Genomic DNA, 17,243 nt, shown 5'->3' with positions numbered 1-17,243 from the left:
CACGTGGTGCGCGCCGTGGTGCGAGGCACCGGGTCACGATCACGACCACCTCGCTCACACCCCATCTCGCACGACAGGTCCATCCGGCCGAAAGCTGGTGCGAGGTCGAGGATGGCGGGGGTAACGTTCGCGGCCATGCCATTCGAACGCGTTCGCCCACCCGCCATTGCCGACGAGCGCACCCAGCTCACGGGCTGGTACGACCTCCAGCGAGCGCTGGTCCGGTTCAAGGCCGAGGGTTTGAGCGAGGCCGACGCCCACCGCGCCGTGCTGCCATCGTCACCACGGATGACCGTGGCGGGCCTCGTCTCGCACCTGCGCTGGACGGAGCACTGCTGGTTCGAGGTGATCTTCCTCGACACGCCCGCCGCCGAGAACCCCCAGTTCACCGAGGGGTCCGAGGACCTGGACTTCCTGGTGGACGACGTCCCGCTGGCCCAGTTGCTCGACGACTACGAACGCCAGTGCGCCAGGTCGAACGAGATCATCGCGGCCCACAGCCTGGACGAGGCCGGCCACCACCAGGATCCTGACTGGGCCGCACCGACCCTGCGCTGGATGGTGCTCCACATGCTCGAGGAGACCGCGCGTCACGTCGGGCAGCTCGACGCCATCCGCGAGCTGATCGACGGCGAAACGGGCTACTACTAGTCCCGAACACCACCGCAGGCGGCCGTACGATCAACCGCATGAGCGTGGTCTACAACATCGTCGTCGTCATGCACCTGCTCGGCATGGCCGCCGTCGTCGGCGGCTACCTGACGGTGCTGCGTCAGCCGCGGGTGCTCGGCATCATGCGGGACGGCGCGGGCACCGCGCTGCTGGCCGGGATCGTGCTGGTCGGGCTGGCCGAGTCCGACGCGGTCGACAAGGACCTGAACCACGCGAAGATGGGCGTCAAGCTCGTCGTCGCGCTCGCCGTCCTCGCCCTGGCGATCGTCGGGGCCAAGCGCGACAGGGAAGGCAAGGACTCGGCGGTGCTGGCGCACCTCGTCGGCGGCCTCGCCATCCTCAACGTGGTCGTCGCCGCCGTCTGGCGCTGACGCCGCGCCCCGAACCGGCGCTCACCCGGTCGCGACCACCCGGAACGCCTCGGCCAGTCGCCCCTCACCGAGCCCACCGCCCGACGCGACCGTCGTTCCCCACTGCCGCAACCGCTCCTCGAGCCCGTCGCCGAGGTGGCCGGTCTGGCTGACGTGGGCGTGCAGCGCGGCGAGCTTGCGGTCGAAGTCGTCGGTGATGTCGACGGTGTGGTTCGACTCGGGGTGCGCCATCATCCACAGCTCCTGGACGGTCCACGGCTCCAGGCCCTCGTCGGCGATGAGCTCCGGCCAGGCGAAGGGGTTGCGCGCCGCCGGGTAGACGGCCCGGACGGTCGCCTCACCTGCGGCCAGGTGGTCCGGGTGGCTGGCACCGAGCCGGTCCCAGAACCGGTCCGGGCTCTGCGTCAGCACCCGCTGCGGCCGCACCTGGCGGATCACCCGGCAGATCTCCCGCTGCAGCTCGAAGGTCGGCTCCAGCCAACCGTCCCGGTACCCGCTCAGGAAGCGGACGTCGTCCACCCCGACCGCCGCGGCGGCGGCCCGCTGCTCGGCCTCGCGGATCGCCGGCATCTGGTCGCGCGGCGTCTCGTCGAAGCCGCCCTGCTCGCCGTACGTGCACAGCAGGTAGGTCACCTGAAGCCCCGCCTGGACGAAGCCGGCCATGGTGCCCGCCGAGCCGAAGTCGACGTCGTCCGGGTGCGCGACGACGGCGAGGACGCGCTCGATCTCGTTGTCCGGCAAGGGCATGCGGTTCTCCTTCAGAGGGTGCGGCTGGCGGTCAGGCGTGGGCGGCCGGCTCGTGGGCGCCGTGCCGGCGGGCCTCGAACTGCAGTGTGGAGTGCTCGACGTCGAAGTGCCCGGCGAGGCACTCCTGGAGCCGGTCGAGCATGGCGGGCAGGTGCCCGTCGTGGAAGCACTCGTCCTCGACGACGACGTGCGCGGACAGCACCGGCAGGCCCGTGGCGACCTGCGAGGCGTGCAGGTCGTGCACCTCCAGCACGTGTGGGACGTCGAGCAGGTGCTGGCGCACCTGGGACAGGTCCAGGCCGCGCGGCGTCGACTCCAGCAGCACGTCGACGCTCTCGCGCAGCAGCCGCCAGGTACGCGGCAGGATGAGCGCGCCGATCAGCAGGGACGCCACGGCATCGGCGCGCAGCCAACCGAGCGTGGCGATCAGCACGGCGGCGACGATCACCGCCACCGAGCCGAGCGCGTCGTTGAGCACCTCGAGGAACGCGGCCCGCAGGTTCAGGTCATGGTTGCGGGCGCCGACCAGCACCCAGATCGCCACCGCGTTGCCGACCAGGCCGACCACCCCGAAGAGCAGCATCGAGTCGGCGGAGACGTCGGGCGGGTCGATCAGCCGGCGCACCCCCTGGACGAGGACGAACCCGCCGACGGCCAGCAGCACCGCCGCCTGCGCGGCCGCGGACAGCACCTCGGCGCGGCGGTACCCCCAGGTGCGCTTGTCGGACGCCGGTCGGCGGGCCAGGGTGGCGGCGATCAGCGCGAGCGTGAGGCCGGCGACGTCGGTCAGCACGTGCCCGGCGTCCGCGAGCAGCGCGAGGCTGCCCGAGATGACCGACCCGATCACCTCGGCGACCAGGATCGTCACGGTGATGCTGAGCACGACGGCGAGGCGCCCGCGGTGTGCGCCGGCTCCCGCGCCGACACCCAGCGGGACGCCGTGGTCGTGTCCGTGGCTGCTCATCACGGTCAGCCTACGGTCGCCGTCGGTGGCCCGACGTAGGCTGGTCCGTGATGAGCACCCTGTTCGATGACATCCCCGTCCCGGGCTTCGGCACCGACTCCATCGACGACCCCTCGGGGACCGCGCCGGCGTCCGCCCAAGCCCTGCTCGAAGGGCTGAACCCGCCCCAGCGCGAGGCCGTCCTGCACGAGGGCTCGCCGCTGCTGATCGTGGCCGGTGCGGGCTCGGGCAAGACCCGCGTGCTGACCCACCGGATCGCGTACCTGCTGGCCGAGCGCGGGGCCCGGCCGGGCCAGGTGCTGGCGATCACCTTCACCAACAAGGCCGCCGGTGAGATGAAGGAGCGGGTGGCCGCGCTGGTCGGCCCGCGGGCGGCGTCCATGTGGGTCTCGACGTTCCACAGCGCGTGCGTGCGGATCCTGCGCCGCGAGGCCTCGCACGTCGGCCTGAAGTCGACGTTCTCGATCTACGACGCGGCGGACAGCCAGCGGCTGATGGCGCTGGTCTGCCGCGAGCTCGACCTGGACCCCAAGCGCTACCCGCCGCGCTCGTTCAGCGCCCAGGTGTCGAACCTGAAGAACGAGCTGGTCGACGAGGAGTCGTTCGCCCAGCGCGCGGGCGACGAGTCGAACCCGACCGAGCGGATGCTCGCCGAGGCGTACCGGATGTACCAGCAGCGGCTGCGCCAGGCGAACGCGCTGGACTTCGACGACCTGATCATGACGACGGTGAACGTCCTGCAGGCCTTCCCGGACGTCGCGGAGCACTACCGCCGCCGCTTCCGGCACGTGCTGGTGGACGAGTACCAGGACACGAACCACGCGCAGTACGTGCTGGTCCGCGAGCTGGTGGGCGGCTCGGCGGCCGAGGCCAAGCGCCGCCCCGAGGGCAGCGAGGACGTCGTCGAGGTGCCCCCGGCCGAGCTGACCGTCGTCGGCGACCAGGACCAGTCGATCTACGCGTTCCGCGGCGCCTCGATGCGCAACATCGTCGAGTTCGAGTCCGACTACCCGGACGCCAGGACGATCATGCTCGAGCAGAACTACCGCTCCACGCAGACGATCCTGACCGCCGCGAACGCGGTGATCTCGCGCAACCCCGAGCGCCGCCCGAAGAACCTCTGGACGGCGCACGACGGCGGCCCGAAGATCGTCGGCTATGTCGCGGACAACGAGTGGGACGAGGCCGCGTTCGTCGCGGAGGAGATCGACCGGCTCACGGACAACGAGGGCGTCAAGCCGCGGGACGTCGCCGTGTTCTACCGGACGAACGCTCAGTCGCGCGCGGTGGAGGAGGTGCTCGTCCGGGTCGGGCTGCCGTACAAGCTGGTCGGCGGCACCCGCTTCTACGAGCGGCGCGAGGTCAAGGACGCGCTGGCCTACCTGCGGGTACTTGCCAACGGCGCCGACACCGTGAACCTGCGACGCATCCTGAACGTCCCCAAGCGCGGCATCGGTGACCGGGCCGAGGCCGTGGTCGCGGTGCTCGCCGAGCGGGAGCGGATCTCGTTCGCCGAGGCGCTGGCCCGGGCCGACGAGGCACCGGGCATCGCCAGCCGGTCGCTGTCCTGCATCCGCGCCTTCACCGCGCTGATGGAGGCGCTGCGCACCATCGTGGACGGCGGCGCCGGCCCGGCGACGGTGCTGGAGGCGATCCTCGAGCAGACCGGCTACGTCGCTGAGCTGCAGGCCAGCCACGATCCGCAGGACGAGACCCGGCTGGAGAACCTCGCCGAGCTGGTGCAGGTGGCCCGCGAGTTCGAGGAGACGTCACCCGAGGGGACGCTCACCGAGTTCCTGGAGCGGGTCTCCCTGGTCGCCGACACGGACGACATCCCGGACGCCGAGGCCGAGGAGCTCGGCGTCGTCACCCTGATGACGTTGCACACCGCGAAGGGCCTGGAGTTCCCGGTGGTCTTCCTCACCGGCATGGAGGACGGCGTCTTCCCGCACCTGCGCGCGCTCGGCGACGCCACCGAGCTGGCCGAGGAGCGACGGCTGGCCTACGTCGGCATCACCCGCGCGATGGAGCGGCTGTACCTGTCGCGGGCCAGCGTCCGCAGCGCCTGGGGTGCGCCGTCGTACAACCCCGCGTCGCGCTTCCTCGACGAGCTACCCGCCGAGCTGGTCGACTGGCGCCGCACCGACCCGACCGGGGTGCGCGGCAGCTCGACGCCCGCGGTGGCCCGGCTGTCCCAGCAACCCGGCGTCCGGTCACCCGGCAACCGCCCGATCATCCACCTGGAGCCGGGGGACCGGGTCACCCACGACACCTTCGGCCTCGGCACGGTCGTGCAGATGGAGGGCTCGGGCGACAAGAGCCTCGCGCACGTCGACTTCGGCGAGGACGGCGTGAAGCGTCTGCTCCTGCGCTACGCGCCGGTCACCAAGCTCTGACCGCCGGCGTGGCAGCATCCACGCCATGCCTGACGCAGAGACGACCATCGGTCAGGGCGACGCCGCCCTGGACCAGCGCCTCCGGGACGAGCTGGAGGCGTTCAACACCGCGGCCACGCCTGAGGTCGCCCCGGCCCAGGAGCTCACGGTCCGCATGGACGAGGACGGCGACCTGGTCGCCGGTGCCTCCGGGTGGACGTGGGGTCGGGCCGCCGGCATCGGCCTGACCTGGGTGCGGGACGACCGGCGAGGCGACGGCGTCGGCGCGGCGCTGATCGCGGCCTTCGAGGCCGCCGCCCAGGACCGCGGCTGCACGCACGTCTTCGTCACGTCGTTCACGTTCCAGGCCCCCGCCTTCTACGAGCGGCTGGGCTACGTGGAGATCTTCCGCTGGGAGGCCGTCCCGACTCCCGGGCGGGACGACGTCCACCTGCGCAAGGAGCTCTGACCGGCTCAGGCGATGCCGAGCTGGTCGCGCCGACGGGTGATGTAGGCGACCTCGGCGGTGTTCGTGGCGAGGTCGATGGCCCGCTCGTACGCGGCGCGGGCCTCCGCCGAGCGCCCGATCCGGCGCAGCAGGTCTGCCCGCGTGACGTGGTAGGCGTGGTAGCCGTCCAGGTCGAGCCGGTCGACCAGCGCCAGCGCCACCTCGGGCCCGTCGAGCTCGGCGAGGGCCACGGCCCGGTTGAGCGCGACGATGGGGGAGGGGTCGATACGGGCGAGCTGGTCGTAGAGGGCGACGATCTGGGACCAGTCGGTGTCGCGCACGTCCCGGGCTGAGGTGTGCACGGCGTTGACGGCAGCCAGGATCTGGTAGCGCCCTGGGCGTCCCCGGCCCGCTGCGACAGCCGAGATCTGCTCCCAGACGAGCGCGTGGCCCTCCGCGATCAGGGCGGCATCCCAGGCACCACGGTCCTGCTCGTCGAGCGTGACCAGCTCACCCGAGGCCGAGACACGCGTCGACCGCCGGGCCTCCGTGAGGAGCATCAGCGCCAGCAAACCGGCCACCTCACCATCGGCGGGCAGCAGGGCGTGCACCAGCCGGGTCAGCCGGATCGCCTCCAGGGTGAGGTCGCCTCGGACGGGCTCGCGCTCGGGGTCCGAGCTGAGGTACCCCTCGTTGAAGACCAGGAAGAGCACCGTCAGGACGCCGGCGACGCGGGCCGGGAGGTCCTCGGTTGACGGCACCCGATAGGGGATCCTGGCCGCTTTGATCTTGCCCTTCGCCCGGGTGATCCGCTGCCCGATGGTGGCCTCCTGGACCAGAAAGGCGCGACCAATCTCGGGCGTCGTCAAACCCCCGACCATCCGCAGCGTCAACGCGATCCGGGCGTCCATCGCCAGCGACGGGTGACAGCAGGTGAAGATCAGCCGGAGCCGGTCGTCGTCGATCGCGCCGAGCCGCTCAGGTCCGTCGCCTTCGTACAGCACCTGAGCCTCCTTCTGCTTGTCGTCGCGTCGCGACTCCCGGCGCAGCCGGTCGATCGCGCGACGGTTCGCCGTGGTGGTGATCCAGCCGCCCGGATTCGGCGGGACGCCGTCCGTCGGCCAGCGCTCGACGGCGACCGCGAACGCCTCGGCGGCCATCTCCTCGGCGAGGTCCAGGTCGCCGAAGCGCCTGGTCAGGGAGGCGACCACGCGAGCCCACTCCTCGCGGTGGACCCGGGTGATCGCCTCGGCGACGTCCGTCACATGCTCGCGAAGGGGCGTACCTCGACCTTGCCGCGGCAGGCCTTCGACCCCTCGGCGGCCAGCTTCAGCGCCACGTCGAGGTCGGGTGCCTCGATGATCCAGAAGCCGCCGAGGTACTCCTTCGACTCCAGGTAGGGCCCGTCGGTGAACACGGGCTCCCCGTTCTGCCCGTCGACGACGGTCGCGGTCGTGGCCGCCTCCAGGCCGTTGGCGTAGACCCAGTAGCCCTGCTCCTGGAGGCGCTCGTTGAAGGCGCCGGTGTCGGCCATCGCCTGGTTCATGGCCTCCTCGGACGGGTAGCTGCCGAAGTCGGTGCGCTCGGCCGGCCCGTAGACCGACATCAGGTACTGCGTCATCTCTGTCTCCTTAGGGTGTCGTGGGCCGGTCCGCCCACTGTCTACCCTCGCAACGAATGCCTCGGGTCAGATCCGACACCTATCCTGGACGCTTTTCAGGCCAGGGCAGCCAACAGCTCGGCCTTGGGCTTGTTCGACAGGCCGGTGAGGCCGCGACGGCGTGCCTCGGCCCGCAGCTGGACGACCGTCCACTCGGCGTCCGGACCGGCCGCCGCGACGGCTGGCACCTCCGCGGCGCTGGGCTTGCGCGACTTCTTGAGCGACTTCTTCGTCACCTTGAGCTGGGACCGGAGCTCGGCGGCTGACGCCTCGGCCTTCGTGGCGCGCTGCTTCCAGCTGTCTCGCTTGGCCTCTGCGCTCTTCAGGTCGGTGCGGAGCTGCTTGATGGTCGCCTCGTGCTGCTTGTCGGCGGCTGACTTCGGCTTCTTCTTGGCCATGGGACTCCTTCGCTGGAGTCCCCAGCATGGCCCCGCACCGGGCCAAAGCCAACCATCGCCCGGCTCAGGCGGACGCAGCCTCCCAGGCGAACCCGTCCGGGTCGGTGAAGGGCTCGGTGCCACCGACGACGACGATCCGGTGCGACCCGGTCCCGTCCTCGGGCACGCCGGCGTCCTTCGCGAGGGCCCTGCGCCCGTAGAGCGCGAGCTTCACCGTCGACGACGGGGTGTCGAACTCGACGTACTTGGCGCCGAAGCTCTTGCCCACCGTCAGGCCGCGCTCGACGTAGAAGCGCTTGGTCGCACGGACGTCGCTGACCCCGAGGAGGAGCACGATCTGGTCGATCTCCCGGTTGGCCGGTCCGGTGTTCTTCTTGGACGACGACGCGACCTTCCAGATCGTCCCGTCCGGTGCCTGGACGACGCCGCCGTACCCCCAGAAGCTCTTCGCCGCCGGCTTCAGCGACGTCGCGCCCGCGGTCAGCGCGGCGCCGACGATCGCATCGACGTCCGCCGGCTGCGCCACCACGACCGACAGCGTGAACCCGCGGAAGCCGCTCGTCGGCGCCTGCGACTCGCGCAGGCTCAGCAGGTGGTCGACGCCGAGTGCGGCGTAGAACGCCTGGGCGGCAACGGGATCGGCGACGTCGAGGACGACGGACGTGATCGACGTCAGGGCGTGTCCTTCAGTTCGTGACTCGGTGGTATCCATGCCGTTCACGCTAGGCGCGGCACCCGCGGGGATGCTTCTCGATTCCTGACCGCTTGCGATTCCGGCCTGGATTCCGGTGGGAGCGCCGCTACCGGAGTCAGAACGTCCGGAACCCGTTCTAGCCTCACGCCATGAGCGACAACGACTACCCCTGGGAACCCCCGCTCGCGGGCAACGAGGTCCAGCACCTCACCGGCGCCGTCGACCGGCTGCGCACCACCTTCCGCTGGAAGGCCGGCGGCCTCGACTCGGCCGGGCTCCAACACCGCGTCGGAGCCTCGACGCTGACCCTCGGTGGGCTGCTCAAGCACCTCGCCGCCGTCGAGGACTACTCCTTCACCCACAAGCTGCGCGGTGAGCCGATCGGCGAGCCGTGGGAGTCGACCGGCTGGGACGGGGGCAACGACTGGGAGTTCGCCAGCGCCGCTGACGACAGCCCCGCCGACCTCTACGCCCTCTGGGACGGCGCCGTCGAGCGCTCGCACGCGCGGCTCGCCGCGGCGCTCGCGGACGGCGGGCTCGACCAGCCCATCCACGCCAGTAGCGACTCCGGAGAGCACGCCAACCTGCGCCGCCTCGTCTTCGACCTCGTGGAGGAGTACGGCCGGCACACCGGGCATGCGGACCTGCTGCGCGAGGCCGTGGACGGTCTCACCGGTGAGGACCCGCCGGCCGGCTGGCACCCCTGAGGGCCGGCGCTCAGCCGGCGTCGGGGTTGGTCGACTCCGAGCCGATCGCCAGCCGGGAGCCGACCCGCACACCCCAGCGCTCCAGCTGACCGACGCCGGTCTCGACGGTCGACCGCGCGCGCAGACGCCAGCGCGTCATGCCCCAGGTCGGGCGCAGGGTCGCGACGTGTAGCACCACACCGTCCCCGTCCAGCACCGCGACGTCGATCGGGTACTTCATGCCGACCATGTGCACGCTCGGGCACCGGGTGATCCACAGGGCGCCGTCGACGGCGGACGTCTTCAGCAGACCCTTGCGGCGAGCCCCGGAGCTACGGGCCACCGAGAGGGGAGCGACCGGGGCGTCGTCGACGAGCAGGACGTCGTCCCCTGGCCCGAAGACGGGCAGCGCGCCGGAGGCCATCGCCGGGCGGGTCAGATCTTCAGACCGCGCTTGGCCAGCCACGGCTGCGGGTCGACCGGGCCGGCGCCGTCCGGGTGGATCTCGAGATGCAGGTGCGGTCCGGTGGAGTGGCCGGTGTTGCCGACCTCGCCGACCTTCTGGCCGGGCGTGACCTTCTCGCCGACCTTGACCTCGATCTGCGACATGTGGCCGTACCAGCTGACGGTGCCGTCCCAGTGCCGGATCTCGACCTTGTTGCCGTAGCCGCTCTGCTGGCCGGCGAACACGACGGTGCCGGAGGACAGCGCGCCGATGCGGCTGCCGATCGGCGCGGCCAGGTCGTCCCCGGCGTGGAGCTTGCCCCAGCGGGCCCCGAAGTCGGAGGTGAAGCGGAAGTTGCTGAGCGGCATGACCCAGCGGTGCGCCATCGCGCGGGCCTTGCGCTGCTTGTCCTCGAGCTTCTGGCGCTTCTCGGCGCGGCTGGCCCGAGCCGCCGCCTCGGCCCGCGCCTCGCGGGCCTGGGTGAGCATCACGGACTGCGCCTCGCGCTCCCGCAGACCGGCGACCTGTGCGCTGCCGGTGACGCCGCCCGACGCCGAACCAGAGCCGTTCGTGTTCTTCAGTGCACCCGTGTCGTCACCGCTCGCATTCGCCGCCGTACCCGCCAGTCCCGGGATCACAGCCGCACCGGTGGCGGTCAGCGTCAGCGCCGCCGCCGCTGCCCCAGGCAGGGCAGAGGAGCGGGGACGGACCTCGGCGCGGTGGCGACCACGGTGGCGACCGGCGTACTTGGTGCGTTTGGGCAAAACGGGACCTCACGATGGGGCGTGGAGCAAGGGGCTCTCCGACCATACGGTGGTGACGGCCAGTGATCAAGTTGATGATTGACTACGCTGTGTGACGTTCCCGCCAGGCTCGCCCGCCCGCCGACGCCCGCGCGGCGACTGCGCACGCGCCTCGCGCCGCGGCGCGAGCGGTGAGACCCCGGGCCGCAGCGTCGACCCGTCGACGTCCAGCTGGGCGAGCTCGGAGCAGATCCCGTGCACCACCCGCGGGTCGATCGGCAGCGACATGTGCCCCACCCGGGAGACCAGCTCGTTGCGCACGGTGAGGTCGGGGTGCAGCATCCGGGCGTTGCGCTGCGGCACGATCATCTGGTCCAGGTCGGACCAGTACGCGACGAACCGGGTGCGGCAGCCGGCGCTCGGGTCGTCGAGCTCGGCGAGCAGGTCGCTGCCGGGTCGCAGCTGTCGGCCCAGCCGGGCGGGCAGCAGGTACGCGGGCAGGGTGCCGCCGTGCGGGGTGCCCAAGGTGACCAGCGTGTGCACCCGCTCGTCGCCGCCGAGGCGCTGCACGTAGTAGCGGGCGATCAGCCCGCCGAGGCTGTGGCCCACGACGTGCAGCCGCTCGTAGCCGGTGTCCGCGGCGATCGCCTCGACCTCGGCCGCGAGGCGCTCCGCCGCGACCCGGATGTCGGTGGTCAGCGGTGAGTAGTTGATGGAGTGCACCCGGCCGAAGCCCCGTCGCAGCAGGCCGCGGCGCAGCAGCGTGAAGATCGAGCGGTTGTCCACCATCCCGTGCACCAGCAGGATCGGCGTCCCGGCGGCCTCGACGTCCCCGATCAGCAGGCCGCGCTGCACCGGCGGCAGGTGCCCGACGCCGTACTGGCGGGGGACGTCGCCCGCCCGCTCGGACGGCGCGAGCACGCCGAGCGGGTACAGCGCGAGGTGGGTGGCCAGCCAGGCGCCCTCCACGACGGCGCCGCGCATCCCGGACGGCGACAGCAGCGTGCGCGCCCCGCGCGAGACCGCCTTCGACGTGCTGCGGGCCCGGCTGATCGCCCGACGCCCCGAGGTCCTCACGAGCCGGGACGTTACCCGCAGGTAGGGGCGGACGCAGGACGACGCGGCGAAAGCCGCCCACGAAGGGCCGCTAGAGTTTCGGCGCAGTCCGGCGACGGTGCCGGCCCGCCCCGTGACCAGGAGGTCCCGCCGCAATGAGCAGCAGCGCACCGATCCGCGTCGTCGTCGCCAAGCCGGGGCTGGACGGCCACGACCGGGGGGCGAAGGTCGTGGCGCGGGCGCTGCGTGACGCGGGCATGGAGGTCGTCTACACCGGCCTGCACCAGACGCCCGAGCAGATCGTCGAGGCGGCCATCGCCGAGGACGCGGACGTCGTCGGCCTGTCCGTGCTGTCCGGTGCGCACATGACGCTCTTCGCCAAGGTCGTCGCCCTGCTCAAGGAGCGCGACGCGGAGGACATCGTCGTCTTCGGCGGCGGGATCATCCCCGAGGGCGACATCCCCGAGCTGCAGAAGCTCGGCGTCGCGAAGGTGTTCACGCCCGGCGCCACCATGGAGTCCATCGTCACCTGGGTGCGGGAGAACGTTTCCTCCGACTGACCGCCCGGGCCGCCCGCCGGGCGCCCGCCGTGTGCGGTTCGTCGCACTTGGCGCACCGGCGTCGTGCGACGTCCACGCACAGGGCTAGGCTCGCCAGCGGCCCTGCCGGCCGCCCCCCGGGGTGCGTCCGCGGCCTCATGAACCCGACGACGACGTCACCGGAAGGCGAGAAACCCGTGGACCTGTTCGAGTACCAGGCGCGCGACATGTTCGCCGAGCACGGGGTTCCCGTGCTCGATGCGGCGGTTGCCGACACCCCCGAGGAAGCCCGCGCGGGCGCGGAGCGCATCGGCGGCGGCACCGTCGTCGTCAAGGCCCAGGTGAAGGCCGGCGGGCGCGGCAAGGCCGGCGGCGTCAAGCTCGCCCACTCCCCGGACGAGGCGGCCGAGAAGGCCGGCGAGATCCTCGGCATGGACATCAAGGGCCACACCGTCCACCGCGTGATGGTCGCCCAGGGCGCCAAGATCGCCGAGGAGTACTACTTCTCGGTGCTGCTGGACCGGGCCAACCGCTCCCTGCTCGCGATGGCGAGCAAGGAGGGCGGCATGGAGATCGAGCAGCTGGCCGTGGAGCGCCCGGAGGCGCTGGCCCGCATCGCGGTCGACCCGATCGACGGCATCGACGAGGCCAAGGCCCGCGAGATCGTGGACGCGGCCGGTTTCGACGACGACGTCAAGGACGCCATCGCCGACGTCATCCAGAAGCTGTGGGTCGTCTACCGCGAGGAGGACGCGACGCTGGTCGAGGTCAACCCGCTGGTCAAGACCGAGGACGGGGCGATCATCGCCCTGGACGGCAAGGTCTCCCTCGACGAGAACGCCGGCTTCCGGCACCCGGCGCACGAGGCGCTCGAAGACACGGCCGCCGCCGACCCGCTCGAGGCGCAGGCCAAGGCGAAGGGCCTCAACTACGTCAAGCTGGACGGCGAGGTCGGCATCATCGGCAACGGCGCCGGGCTCGTGATGAGCACCCTGGACGTCGTCGCCTACGCCGGTGAGGACTTCGGCGGCGTCAAGCCGGCCAACTTCCTGGACATCGGCGGCGGCGCGTCGGCCGAGGTGATGGCCAACGGGCTGCACATCATCTTGAACGACCCGCAGGTCAAGAGCGTCTTCGTGAACGTCTTCGGCGGGATCACGTCGTGCGACGCGGTGGCCGACGGCATCGTGCAGGCCCTGCAGATCCTCGGCGACGAGGCGACCAAGCCCCTCGTCGTCCGGCTCGACGGCAACAACGTGATCGAGGGACGACGCATCCTCGCCGAGGCGAACCACCCGCTCGTCACGCTCGAGGACACCATGGACGGCGCCGCCCGCAAGGCGGCCGAGCTCGCGGCCGCGAAGTAAGGGACGGACCACACACATGGCAATCTTCCTGACCGAGAACAGCAAGGTCATCGTCCAGGGCATGACCGGCTCCGAGGGGCGCAAGCACACCCAGCGGATGCTGGCCAGCGGCACGAACATCGTCGGCGGCGTCACGCCCGGCAAGGGCGGCCAGAGCGTCGAGTTCGACGGCCCTGACGCACCGGGCGGCGTCCAGATCCCGGTGTTCGGCTCCGTCGGCGAGGCCGTCGAGGCCACCGGCGCGGACGTCACCGTCATCTTCGTGCCCGCGAAGTTCACCAAGGCCGCGGTCGTCGAGGCCGTGGACGCCCAGATCCCGCTCGCCATCTGCATCACCGAGGGCGTCGCGGTCAAGGACACCGCGGAGTTCTTCACCTACGCCCAGCGCTCCGGCAAGACGCGGCTCATCGGGCCGAACTGCCCGGGCCTGATCAGCCCCGGCAAGTCCAACGCGGGCATCATCCCGGCGGACATCAGCGGCGCCGGCCGGGTCGGGCTGGTCTCGAAGTCCGGCACGCTGACCTACCAGATGATGTACGAGCTGCGGGACTTCGGCTTTTCGTCCGCGATCGGCATCGGCGGCGACCCGATCATCGGCACCACGCACATCGACGCGCTGGAGGCCTTCGAGAACGACCCGGAGACCGACGCCATCGTGATGATCGGCGAGATCGGCGGCGACGCCGAGGAGCGCGCCGCTGCGTACATCAAGGACCACGTGACGAAGCCGGTCGTCGGCTATGTCGCCGGGTTCACCGCGCCCGAGGGCAAGACCATGGGCCACGCGGGCGCCATCGTGTCCGGCTCGTCGGGCACTGCGCAGGCCAAGAAGGAAGCCCTCGAGGCCGCCGGCGTGAAGGTCGGCAAGACGCCGTCCGAGACCGCCCAGCTGATGCGCGAGATCATGCAGTCGCTCTGACCCCGCACCAATCGCGAAAGACGTGCCTATCCCGACGCGATAGGCACGTCTTTCGCGTTTGGTGTGCGGTTGCGGCGGCGGGTCAGGGTCAGGTCGACGACGCCGAGCACGAGGGCCGCGCCGATGAACAGCAACGTCACCAGCACGGACGTCGACAGCGCCGACGCGTAGGCCTGCGACACCTTCACGGACGTCGGGCCGGACGTCGTCCCCACCGTCGCGTTCGAGACGCCCTGGGCCGCGAGCGCCGCGAAGAACGCGGACCCGATGACGGCCTGGCCGACCGCGGAGCCGATGCGTTGCGCGGTCTGCAGGACGCCGCCGGCCGCGCCACCCATGCGCGGGTCGACGTCGGCGAGCGATAGCGCCTGGTTCGGCGTGATGATCGCGCCGGCCCCGATCCCGAGCAGCAGCAGCGGCAACGAGAGCCGCAGCGCCGCCTCCAGCGGGTCCGTGGTGACCGGGGCGCTGCGCACCACCAGGTCGATGGCGAGCGCGCCGGCCGCGAAGACGCCCAGGGCCACGATCACCAGGGGACGCCCGAAGCGCGGCACCAGCCGTCCGGCCAGCGGCGCGGCGGTGGCCGACCCGACCGCGAACGCCGTGATCCCCAGCCCGGACTGCAGCGCGGTGAACCCCAGGCCCAGCTGGTAGTAGAGGGCCAGCACCAGCGGTAGCCCGGTGAAGCCGCAGAAGAACAGCAGCGCCAGCCCGACCCCCACGGTGTACGACGGGCGGCGGAACAGCCGCAGGTCGACCAGCGGGTCCTGCCGTGCCTTGGTCAGCCGCCACTCCCGCCGCACGAAGGCGGCGGCGAGCGGCACGGCCGGCAGCAGCAGCCAGAACAGCCTCGCGTCGCGCACGCTGTCGTACTGCACCGTCGGGAAGAGCACGCACAACGTGGTCAGTCCCAGCAGCGCGGCCCCGAGGACGTCGAGCCGTGGCGGCGGGCCGCGCCGAACGTCCCGCGCCGGCAGCCAGCGCCAGGCCAGCACCATCGCGGTCAGCCCGATCGGCACGTTGATGAAGAAGACCAGCCGCCAACCGAGGTCCGGGCCGCCGATCCCGATCAGCAGGCCACCGACCAGCGGTCCGACCGCGGTCGCCGTCCCCACCGTGGCCCCGATGGCCCCGAAGGCCCGCCCGCGCTCCGCGCCGCTGAACAGCTGCTGCACGATCCCCGACACCTGCGGGTTGATCAGGCCGCCGAACAGGCCCTGCACCACCCGGGCCACGATGATCAGCTTCGGGTCGGGCGAGATCCCGACGATCGCGGACGCCACCACGAAGCCGCCGACGCCGATCAGGAACATCGACCGCCGGCCCCGGTCGTCGCCCAGCCGCCCGGCGAGCACCGGCACCAGACCGAAGGCCAGGACGTACCCGGTGACGATCCACTGCAGCTGGGACGGCGTCGCGTCGGTGGCCCGGCCGATCGAGGGCAACGCCACGTTCGTCACGCTGACGTCGATCAGCGTCGCGAACAGCGCGACCTGGCAGACCGCGAGCGCCCGCCACCGGTTCGTGGTGGCGTCGGACGTCATGCCCGCCAGTCTGCCGCCGTCACTGAGCGAGTGCCCACCGCAGCTGGTCGCGGGCCTGCGAACCGATCCGGCGCAGCGCCCCGAAGGTGGCCTGGGTGTCCTCGCTCTTGCGGATCGCGACGGAGGTGACCGTTGATCCCTCGCGGGCCAGGACCACCCACTCGATGGTCTTCGAGCTGGCCGGGGTGCCGTAGTCCGAGGTGGTCCGGTAGACCCGCAGGGACCCGCTCGCGTCGTCGAGCTGGCTCTGCGGGTCCTCGACGACGGTGGCGTTCGGCACGGGAGCGGTCTCGCCGGAGGGCAACGGCCCGGCGTCCGCGATCGCCTGGGCCCGCAGGCGGGCCTGGCAGCGCGGCATCGCGGCGACGAGTTCGTCCATGAGGGTCTGCGCTGCCTGCACCGAGCCCAGGACGCGCACCTTCTGCACCCCGACGTAGCCGCCGGACCGCTCCGTCGCCTGCACCAGCGCGACGTCGCCCTTGAGTCGGGTGTCGGGGTCGCAGTCGAAGTACTGGATCGAGCCCTCGGACTCCTTGAGCGCGGCCGAGACGATCGCCGCGTTGTCGTTCAGGTCGGGCCCGCGCCAGTAGCGGCCGGGCAGGAAGTACCGCGCCGGGACGTCGCCGACACCCACCGGCTGGACGGTGATCACCGAGCGGGTGGCCGGGGTCGCGGGCGTGGTCGCCGAGGAGGTGTCGGTGGGAGACGTGCTCCCGGTACTGGTCCCGGTGGTGGTCCCGGTCGAGGGTGGGGGGACGGACAGCGACTGGGTCGCCGGCGGAGTGGGTGGGGAGGGCGCCGGACCCTGGAGCAGACCGACGCCGGCCGCGACCACCGCGACGGCAGCGACGGCCCCGGCGGCGCCCGCGACCCGCTGGCGCCGCTGGCGACGGTCACCGCGGCGGCGCACGGCACCGGCGTCCGCCAGCGGCACCTGCGCGACGTCGTCGCGCAGCGAGTCCAGGACGTCGTGGACCGGGTCGGTGCTCATGACCGGCCTCCCGGTGCATCGGGCCGGGCTTCGGGCCGGGCATCGGCTCGGGCATCGGGCCGGACGTCGGGAGGCGCGTCGAGCGGCCCGATGATCTGCGCGAGCGCGGCCCGGCCGCGGTGCAGCCGCGCCTTCACCGTGCCCTCGGGGGCGCCGGTCTCGACGGCGACCTGGGCCACCGGCAGCCCGACCAGGTGGTGCAGCACGATGGCCTCGCGCTGAGCGGCCGGGATCTGGCGAAGGGCCTGCACGACGAGCTGGTGGTCCTCGCTGGGCGGCGGCGTCACCGGCTCGCCGCGCTGGCGCAGCAGGTGCCGGGTGGCGGTCACGGTGCGTCGCCAGCGGGAGACCGCGACCCGCCGGGCGACCGTGCGCACCCAGGCCTCGGGATCGGCCATCGACCCCACCCGTCCCCACCGCTGCCAGGCGCGGGCGTACGCCTCCTGGACGCAGTCCTGCGCCTCGGCCAGGTCGCCCGTCATCGCGTACACCTGGTGCACCACGCGACGGCTCGTCGTCCGGTAGAAGTCGTCGAACGACTCCTGCGCCGGGTGCGCAGCCACGTGGTACCTCCGTCCGGTCCGTCCACGTCCATCATCACGCGGCAGCGGGCCGGATGGTTGC

20 protein-coding genes are annotated in these 17,243 nt (G+C 72.0%); 8 read left to right on the top strand and 12 right to left on the bottom strand.

The window, feature by feature from the left end; translation table 11 throughout:
- Positions 1–135 precede the first annotated feature (135 nt).
- Together ABEB17_RS04010 and ABEB17_RS04005 are read left to right on the top strand one after the other, a co-directional pair.
- A complete protein-coding gene (locus ABEB17_RS04010) occupies positions 136–651 on the top strand; it encodes a DinB family protein (protein WP_345715286.1) in 516 nt (171 codons plus the stop codon).
- A 38-nt stretch (positions 652–689) separates the two neighbouring features.
- Positions 690–1,043 carry a hypothetical protein gene (locus tag ABEB17_RS04005; RefSeq protein ID WP_345715285.1) on the top strand — a complete coding sequence of 118 codons (354 nt, stop codon included), beginning with the start codon at positions 690–692 and terminating at the stop codon, positions 1,041–1,043.
- Positions 1,044–1,064: 21 nt separating this feature from the next.
- On the opposite strand, the gene ABEB17_RS04000 is transcribed toward ABEB17_RS04005, so the two are convergent.
- Both ABEB17_RS04000 and ABEB17_RS03995 read right to left on the bottom strand, forming a co-directional pair.
- Complete coding sequence (locus ABEB17_RS04000; RefSeq protein ID WP_345715284.1) at positions 1,065–1,790, bottom strand: PIG-L deacetylase family protein; 726 nt, start codon at positions 1,788–1,790, stop codon at positions 1,065–1,067.
- 31 nt (positions 1,791–1,821) lie between these two features.
- On the bottom strand, positions 1,822–2,754 hold the full coding sequence (locus ABEB17_RS03995; protein ID WP_345715283.1) for a cation diffusion facilitator family transporter: 933 nt from the start codon (positions 2,752–2,754) through the stop codon (positions 1,822–1,824).
- Between the two features lie 50 nt (positions 2,755–2,804).
- Here ABEB17_RS03995 and pcrA point away from each other — a divergent pair, with 50 nt between their 5' ends.
- Together pcrA and ABEB17_RS03985 are read left to right on the top strand one after the other, a co-directional pair.
- Entirely contained in the window at positions 2,805–5,150 is a 2,346-nt protein-coding gene (gene pcrA, locus ABEB17_RS03990) for a DNA helicase PcrA (RefSeq protein WP_345715282.1), read from the top strand.
- Between the two features lie 25 nt (positions 5,151–5,175).
- Positions 5,176–5,598, top strand: a complete 423-nt coding sequence (locus tag ABEB17_RS03985) for a GNAT family N-acetyltransferase (protein WP_345715280.1) — start codon at positions 5,176–5,178, stop codon at positions 5,596–5,598.
- Positions 5,599–5,603: 5 nt separating this feature from the next.
- Here ABEB17_RS03985 and ABEB17_RS03980 read toward each other — a convergent pair whose 3' ends face one another.
- From ABEB17_RS03980 to ABEB17_RS03965, 4 genes are all read right to left on the bottom strand, one after another.
- Positions 5,604–6,842 carry an RNA polymerase sigma factor gene (locus ABEB17_RS03980; RefSeq protein ID WP_345715279.1) on the bottom strand — a complete coding sequence of 413 codons (1,239 nt, stop codon included), beginning with the start codon at positions 6,840–6,842 and terminating at the stop codon, positions 5,604–5,606.
- On the bottom strand, positions 6,839–7,198 hold the full coding sequence (locus ABEB17_RS03975; protein WP_345715278.1) for a YciI family protein: 360 nt from the start codon (positions 7,196–7,198) through the stop codon (positions 6,839–6,841). The genes ABEB17_RS03980 and ABEB17_RS03975 overlap by 4 nt, the downstream gene beginning before the upstream one ends.
- 95 nt (positions 7,199–7,293) lie before the next feature.
- Positions 7,294–7,635 (bottom strand): hypothetical protein, encoded by a 342-nt coding sequence (locus ABEB17_RS03970; protein WP_345715277.1) that lies wholly within the window; start codon positions 7,633–7,635, stop codon positions 7,294–7,296.
- 64 nt (positions 7,636–7,699) lie between these two features.
- Complete coding sequence (locus ABEB17_RS03965; protein ID WP_378227051.1) at positions 7,700–8,347, bottom strand: glyoxalase; 648 nt, start codon at positions 8,345–8,347, stop codon at positions 7,700–7,702.
- A 131-nt stretch (positions 8,348–8,478) separates the two neighbouring features.
- On the opposite strand from ABEB17_RS03965, the gene ABEB17_RS03960 reads away from it, so the two are divergent.
- The gene (locus ABEB17_RS03960; RefSeq protein ID WP_345715276.1) at positions 8,479–9,036 is read left to right on the top strand and encodes a mycothiol transferase; all 558 of its coding nucleotides are present in this window, start codon (positions 8,479–8,481) and stop codon (positions 9,034–9,036) included.
- 10 nt (positions 9,037–9,046) lie between these two features.
- Here ABEB17_RS03960 and ABEB17_RS03955 read toward each other — a convergent pair whose 3' ends face one another.
- The 3 genes from ABEB17_RS03955 to ABEB17_RS03945 form a co-directional block, all read right to left on the bottom strand.
- Positions 9,047–9,439 (bottom strand): DUF192 domain-containing protein, encoded by a 393-nt coding sequence (locus tag ABEB17_RS03955; protein WP_345715275.1) that lies wholly within the window; start codon positions 9,437–9,439, stop codon positions 9,047–9,049.
- An 11-nt stretch (positions 9,440–9,450) separates the two neighbouring features.
- Positions 9,451–10,224, bottom strand: coding sequence for a M23 family metallopeptidase (locus ABEB17_RS03950; protein ID WP_345715274.1), 774 nt, complete (start codon positions 10,222–10,224; stop codon positions 9,451–9,453).
- Positions 10,225–10,290: 66 nt separating this feature from the next.
- Positions 10,291–11,280, bottom strand: a complete 990-nt coding sequence (locus ABEB17_RS03945; RefSeq protein WP_345715272.1) for a lipase family alpha/beta hydrolase — start codon at positions 11,278–11,280, stop codon at positions 10,291–10,293.
- 134 nt (positions 11,281–11,414) lie between these two features.
- Between ABEB17_RS03945 and icmB the strand changes: the two genes are divergently transcribed.
- The 3 genes from icmB to sucD all read left to right on the top strand — a co-directional run bounded on the left by icmB (position 11,415) and on the right by sucD (position 14,084).
- Entirely contained in the window at positions 11,415–11,819 is a 405-nt protein-coding gene (gene icmB, locus ABEB17_RS03940) for a coenzyme B12-dependent isobutyryl CoA mutase small subunit (protein ID WP_345715271.1), read from the top strand.
- Between the two features lie 176 nt (positions 11,820–11,995).
- The gene (sucC, locus tag ABEB17_RS03935; protein ID WP_345715270.1) at positions 11,996–13,165 is read left to right on the top strand and encodes an ADP-forming succinate--CoA ligase subunit beta; all 1,170 of its coding nucleotides are present in this window, start codon (positions 11,996–11,998) and stop codon (positions 13,163–13,165) included.
- Between the two features lie 16 nt (positions 13,166–13,181).
- Entirely contained in the window at positions 13,182–14,084 is a 903-nt protein-coding gene (gene sucD, locus ABEB17_RS03930; RefSeq protein WP_345715269.1) for a succinate--CoA ligase subunit alpha, read from the top strand.
- 26 nt (positions 14,085–14,110) lie between these two features.
- Here the strand turns inward: sucD and ABEB17_RS03925 are convergent, their stop codons facing one another.
- Genes ABEB17_RS03925 through ABEB17_RS03915 form a run of 3 tightly spaced genes read right to left on the bottom strand, consistent with a single transcriptional unit; the run spans position 14,111 to position 17,182 of the window.
- Positions 14,111–15,628: an MFS transporter gene (locus ABEB17_RS03925; protein WP_345715268.1), complete on the bottom strand. Its 1,518-nt coding sequence runs from the start codon at positions 15,626–15,628 to the stop codon at positions 14,111–14,113.
- A 19-nt stretch (positions 15,629–15,647) separates the two neighbouring features.
- Positions 15,648–16,619, bottom strand: a complete 972-nt coding sequence (locus ABEB17_RS03920; protein ID WP_345715267.1) for a hypothetical protein — start codon at positions 16,617–16,619, stop codon at positions 15,648–15,650.
- Positions 16,616–17,182 carry an RNA polymerase sigma factor gene (locus tag ABEB17_RS03915; RefSeq protein ID WP_345715266.1) on the bottom strand — a complete coding sequence of 189 codons (567 nt, stop codon included), beginning with the start codon at positions 17,180–17,182 and terminating at the stop codon, positions 16,616–16,618. The genes ABEB17_RS03920 and ABEB17_RS03915 overlap by 4 nt, the downstream gene beginning before the upstream one ends.
- Positions 17,183–17,243: the final 61 nt, after the last annotated feature.

This window comes from Angustibacter luteus, from assembly GCF_039541115.1.
Classification (GTDB): Bacteria; Actinomycetota; Actinomycetes; order Actinomycetales; family Angustibacteraceae; genus Angustibacter; species Angustibacter luteus.
Note: the sequence above shows the minus strand (reverse complement) of the source record. Positions and strands in the feature narration are given on the sequence as shown.

Bases quoted from the DNA above. Each gene is read 5' to 3' on its own strand.
- ABEB17_RS04010 (WP_345715286.1), top strand. From the start codon at position 136: ATGCCATTCGAACGCGTTCGCCCACCCGCCATTGCCGACGAGCGCACC.
- ABEB17_RS03920 (WP_345715267.1), bottom strand. From the start codon at position 16,619: ATGAGCACCGACCCGGTCCACGACGTCCTGGACTCGCTGCGCGACGAC.
- ABEB17_RS03975 (WP_345715278.1), bottom strand. From the start codon at position 7,198: ATGACGCAGTACCTGATGTCGGTCTACGGGCCGGCCGAGCGCACCGAC.
- ABEB17_RS03965 (WP_378227051.1), bottom strand. From the start codon at position 8,347: ATGGATACCACCGAGTCACGAACTGAAGGACACGCCCTGACGTCGATC.
- ABEB17_RS03925 (WP_345715268.1), bottom strand. From the start codon at position 15,628: ATGACGTCCGACGCCACCACGAACCGGTGGCGGGCGCTCGCGGTCTGC.
- sucD (WP_345715269.1), top strand. From the start codon at position 13,182: ATGGCAATCTTCCTGACCGAGAACAGCAAGGTCATCGTCCAGGGCATG.
- ABEB17_RS04005 (WP_345715285.1), top strand. From the start codon at position 690: ATGAGCGTGGTCTACAACATCGTCGTCGTCATGCACCTGCTCGGCATG.
- ABEB17_RS03960 (WP_345715276.1), top strand. From the start codon at position 8,479: ATGAGCGACAACGACTACCCCTGGGAACCCCCGCTCGCGGGCAACGAG.
- ABEB17_RS03955 (WP_345715275.1), bottom strand. From the start codon at position 9,439: ATGGCCTCCGGCGCGCTGCCCGTCTTCGGGCCAGGGGACGACGTCCTG.
- pcrA (WP_345715282.1), top strand. From the start codon at position 2,805: ATGAGCACCCTGTTCGATGACATCCCCGTCCCGGGCTTCGGCACCGAC.
- ABEB17_RS03970 (WP_345715277.1), bottom strand. From the start codon at position 7,635: ATGGCCAAGAAGAAGCCGAAGTCAGCCGCCGACAAGCAGCACGAGGCG.
- ABEB17_RS03995 (WP_345715283.1), bottom strand. From the start codon at position 2,754: ATGAGCAGCCACGGACACGACCACGGCGTCCCGCTGGGTGTCGGCGCG.
- icmB (WP_345715271.1), top strand. From the start codon at position 11,415: ATGAGCAGCAGCGCACCGATCCGCGTCGTCGTCGCCAAGCCGGGGCTG.
- ABEB17_RS04000 (WP_345715284.1), bottom strand. From the start codon at position 1,790: ATGCCCTTGCCGGACAACGAGATCGAGCGCGTCCTCGCCGTCGTCGCG.
- ABEB17_RS03985 (WP_345715280.1), top strand. From the start codon at position 5,176: ATGCCTGACGCAGAGACGACCATCGGTCAGGGCGACGCCGCCCTGGAC.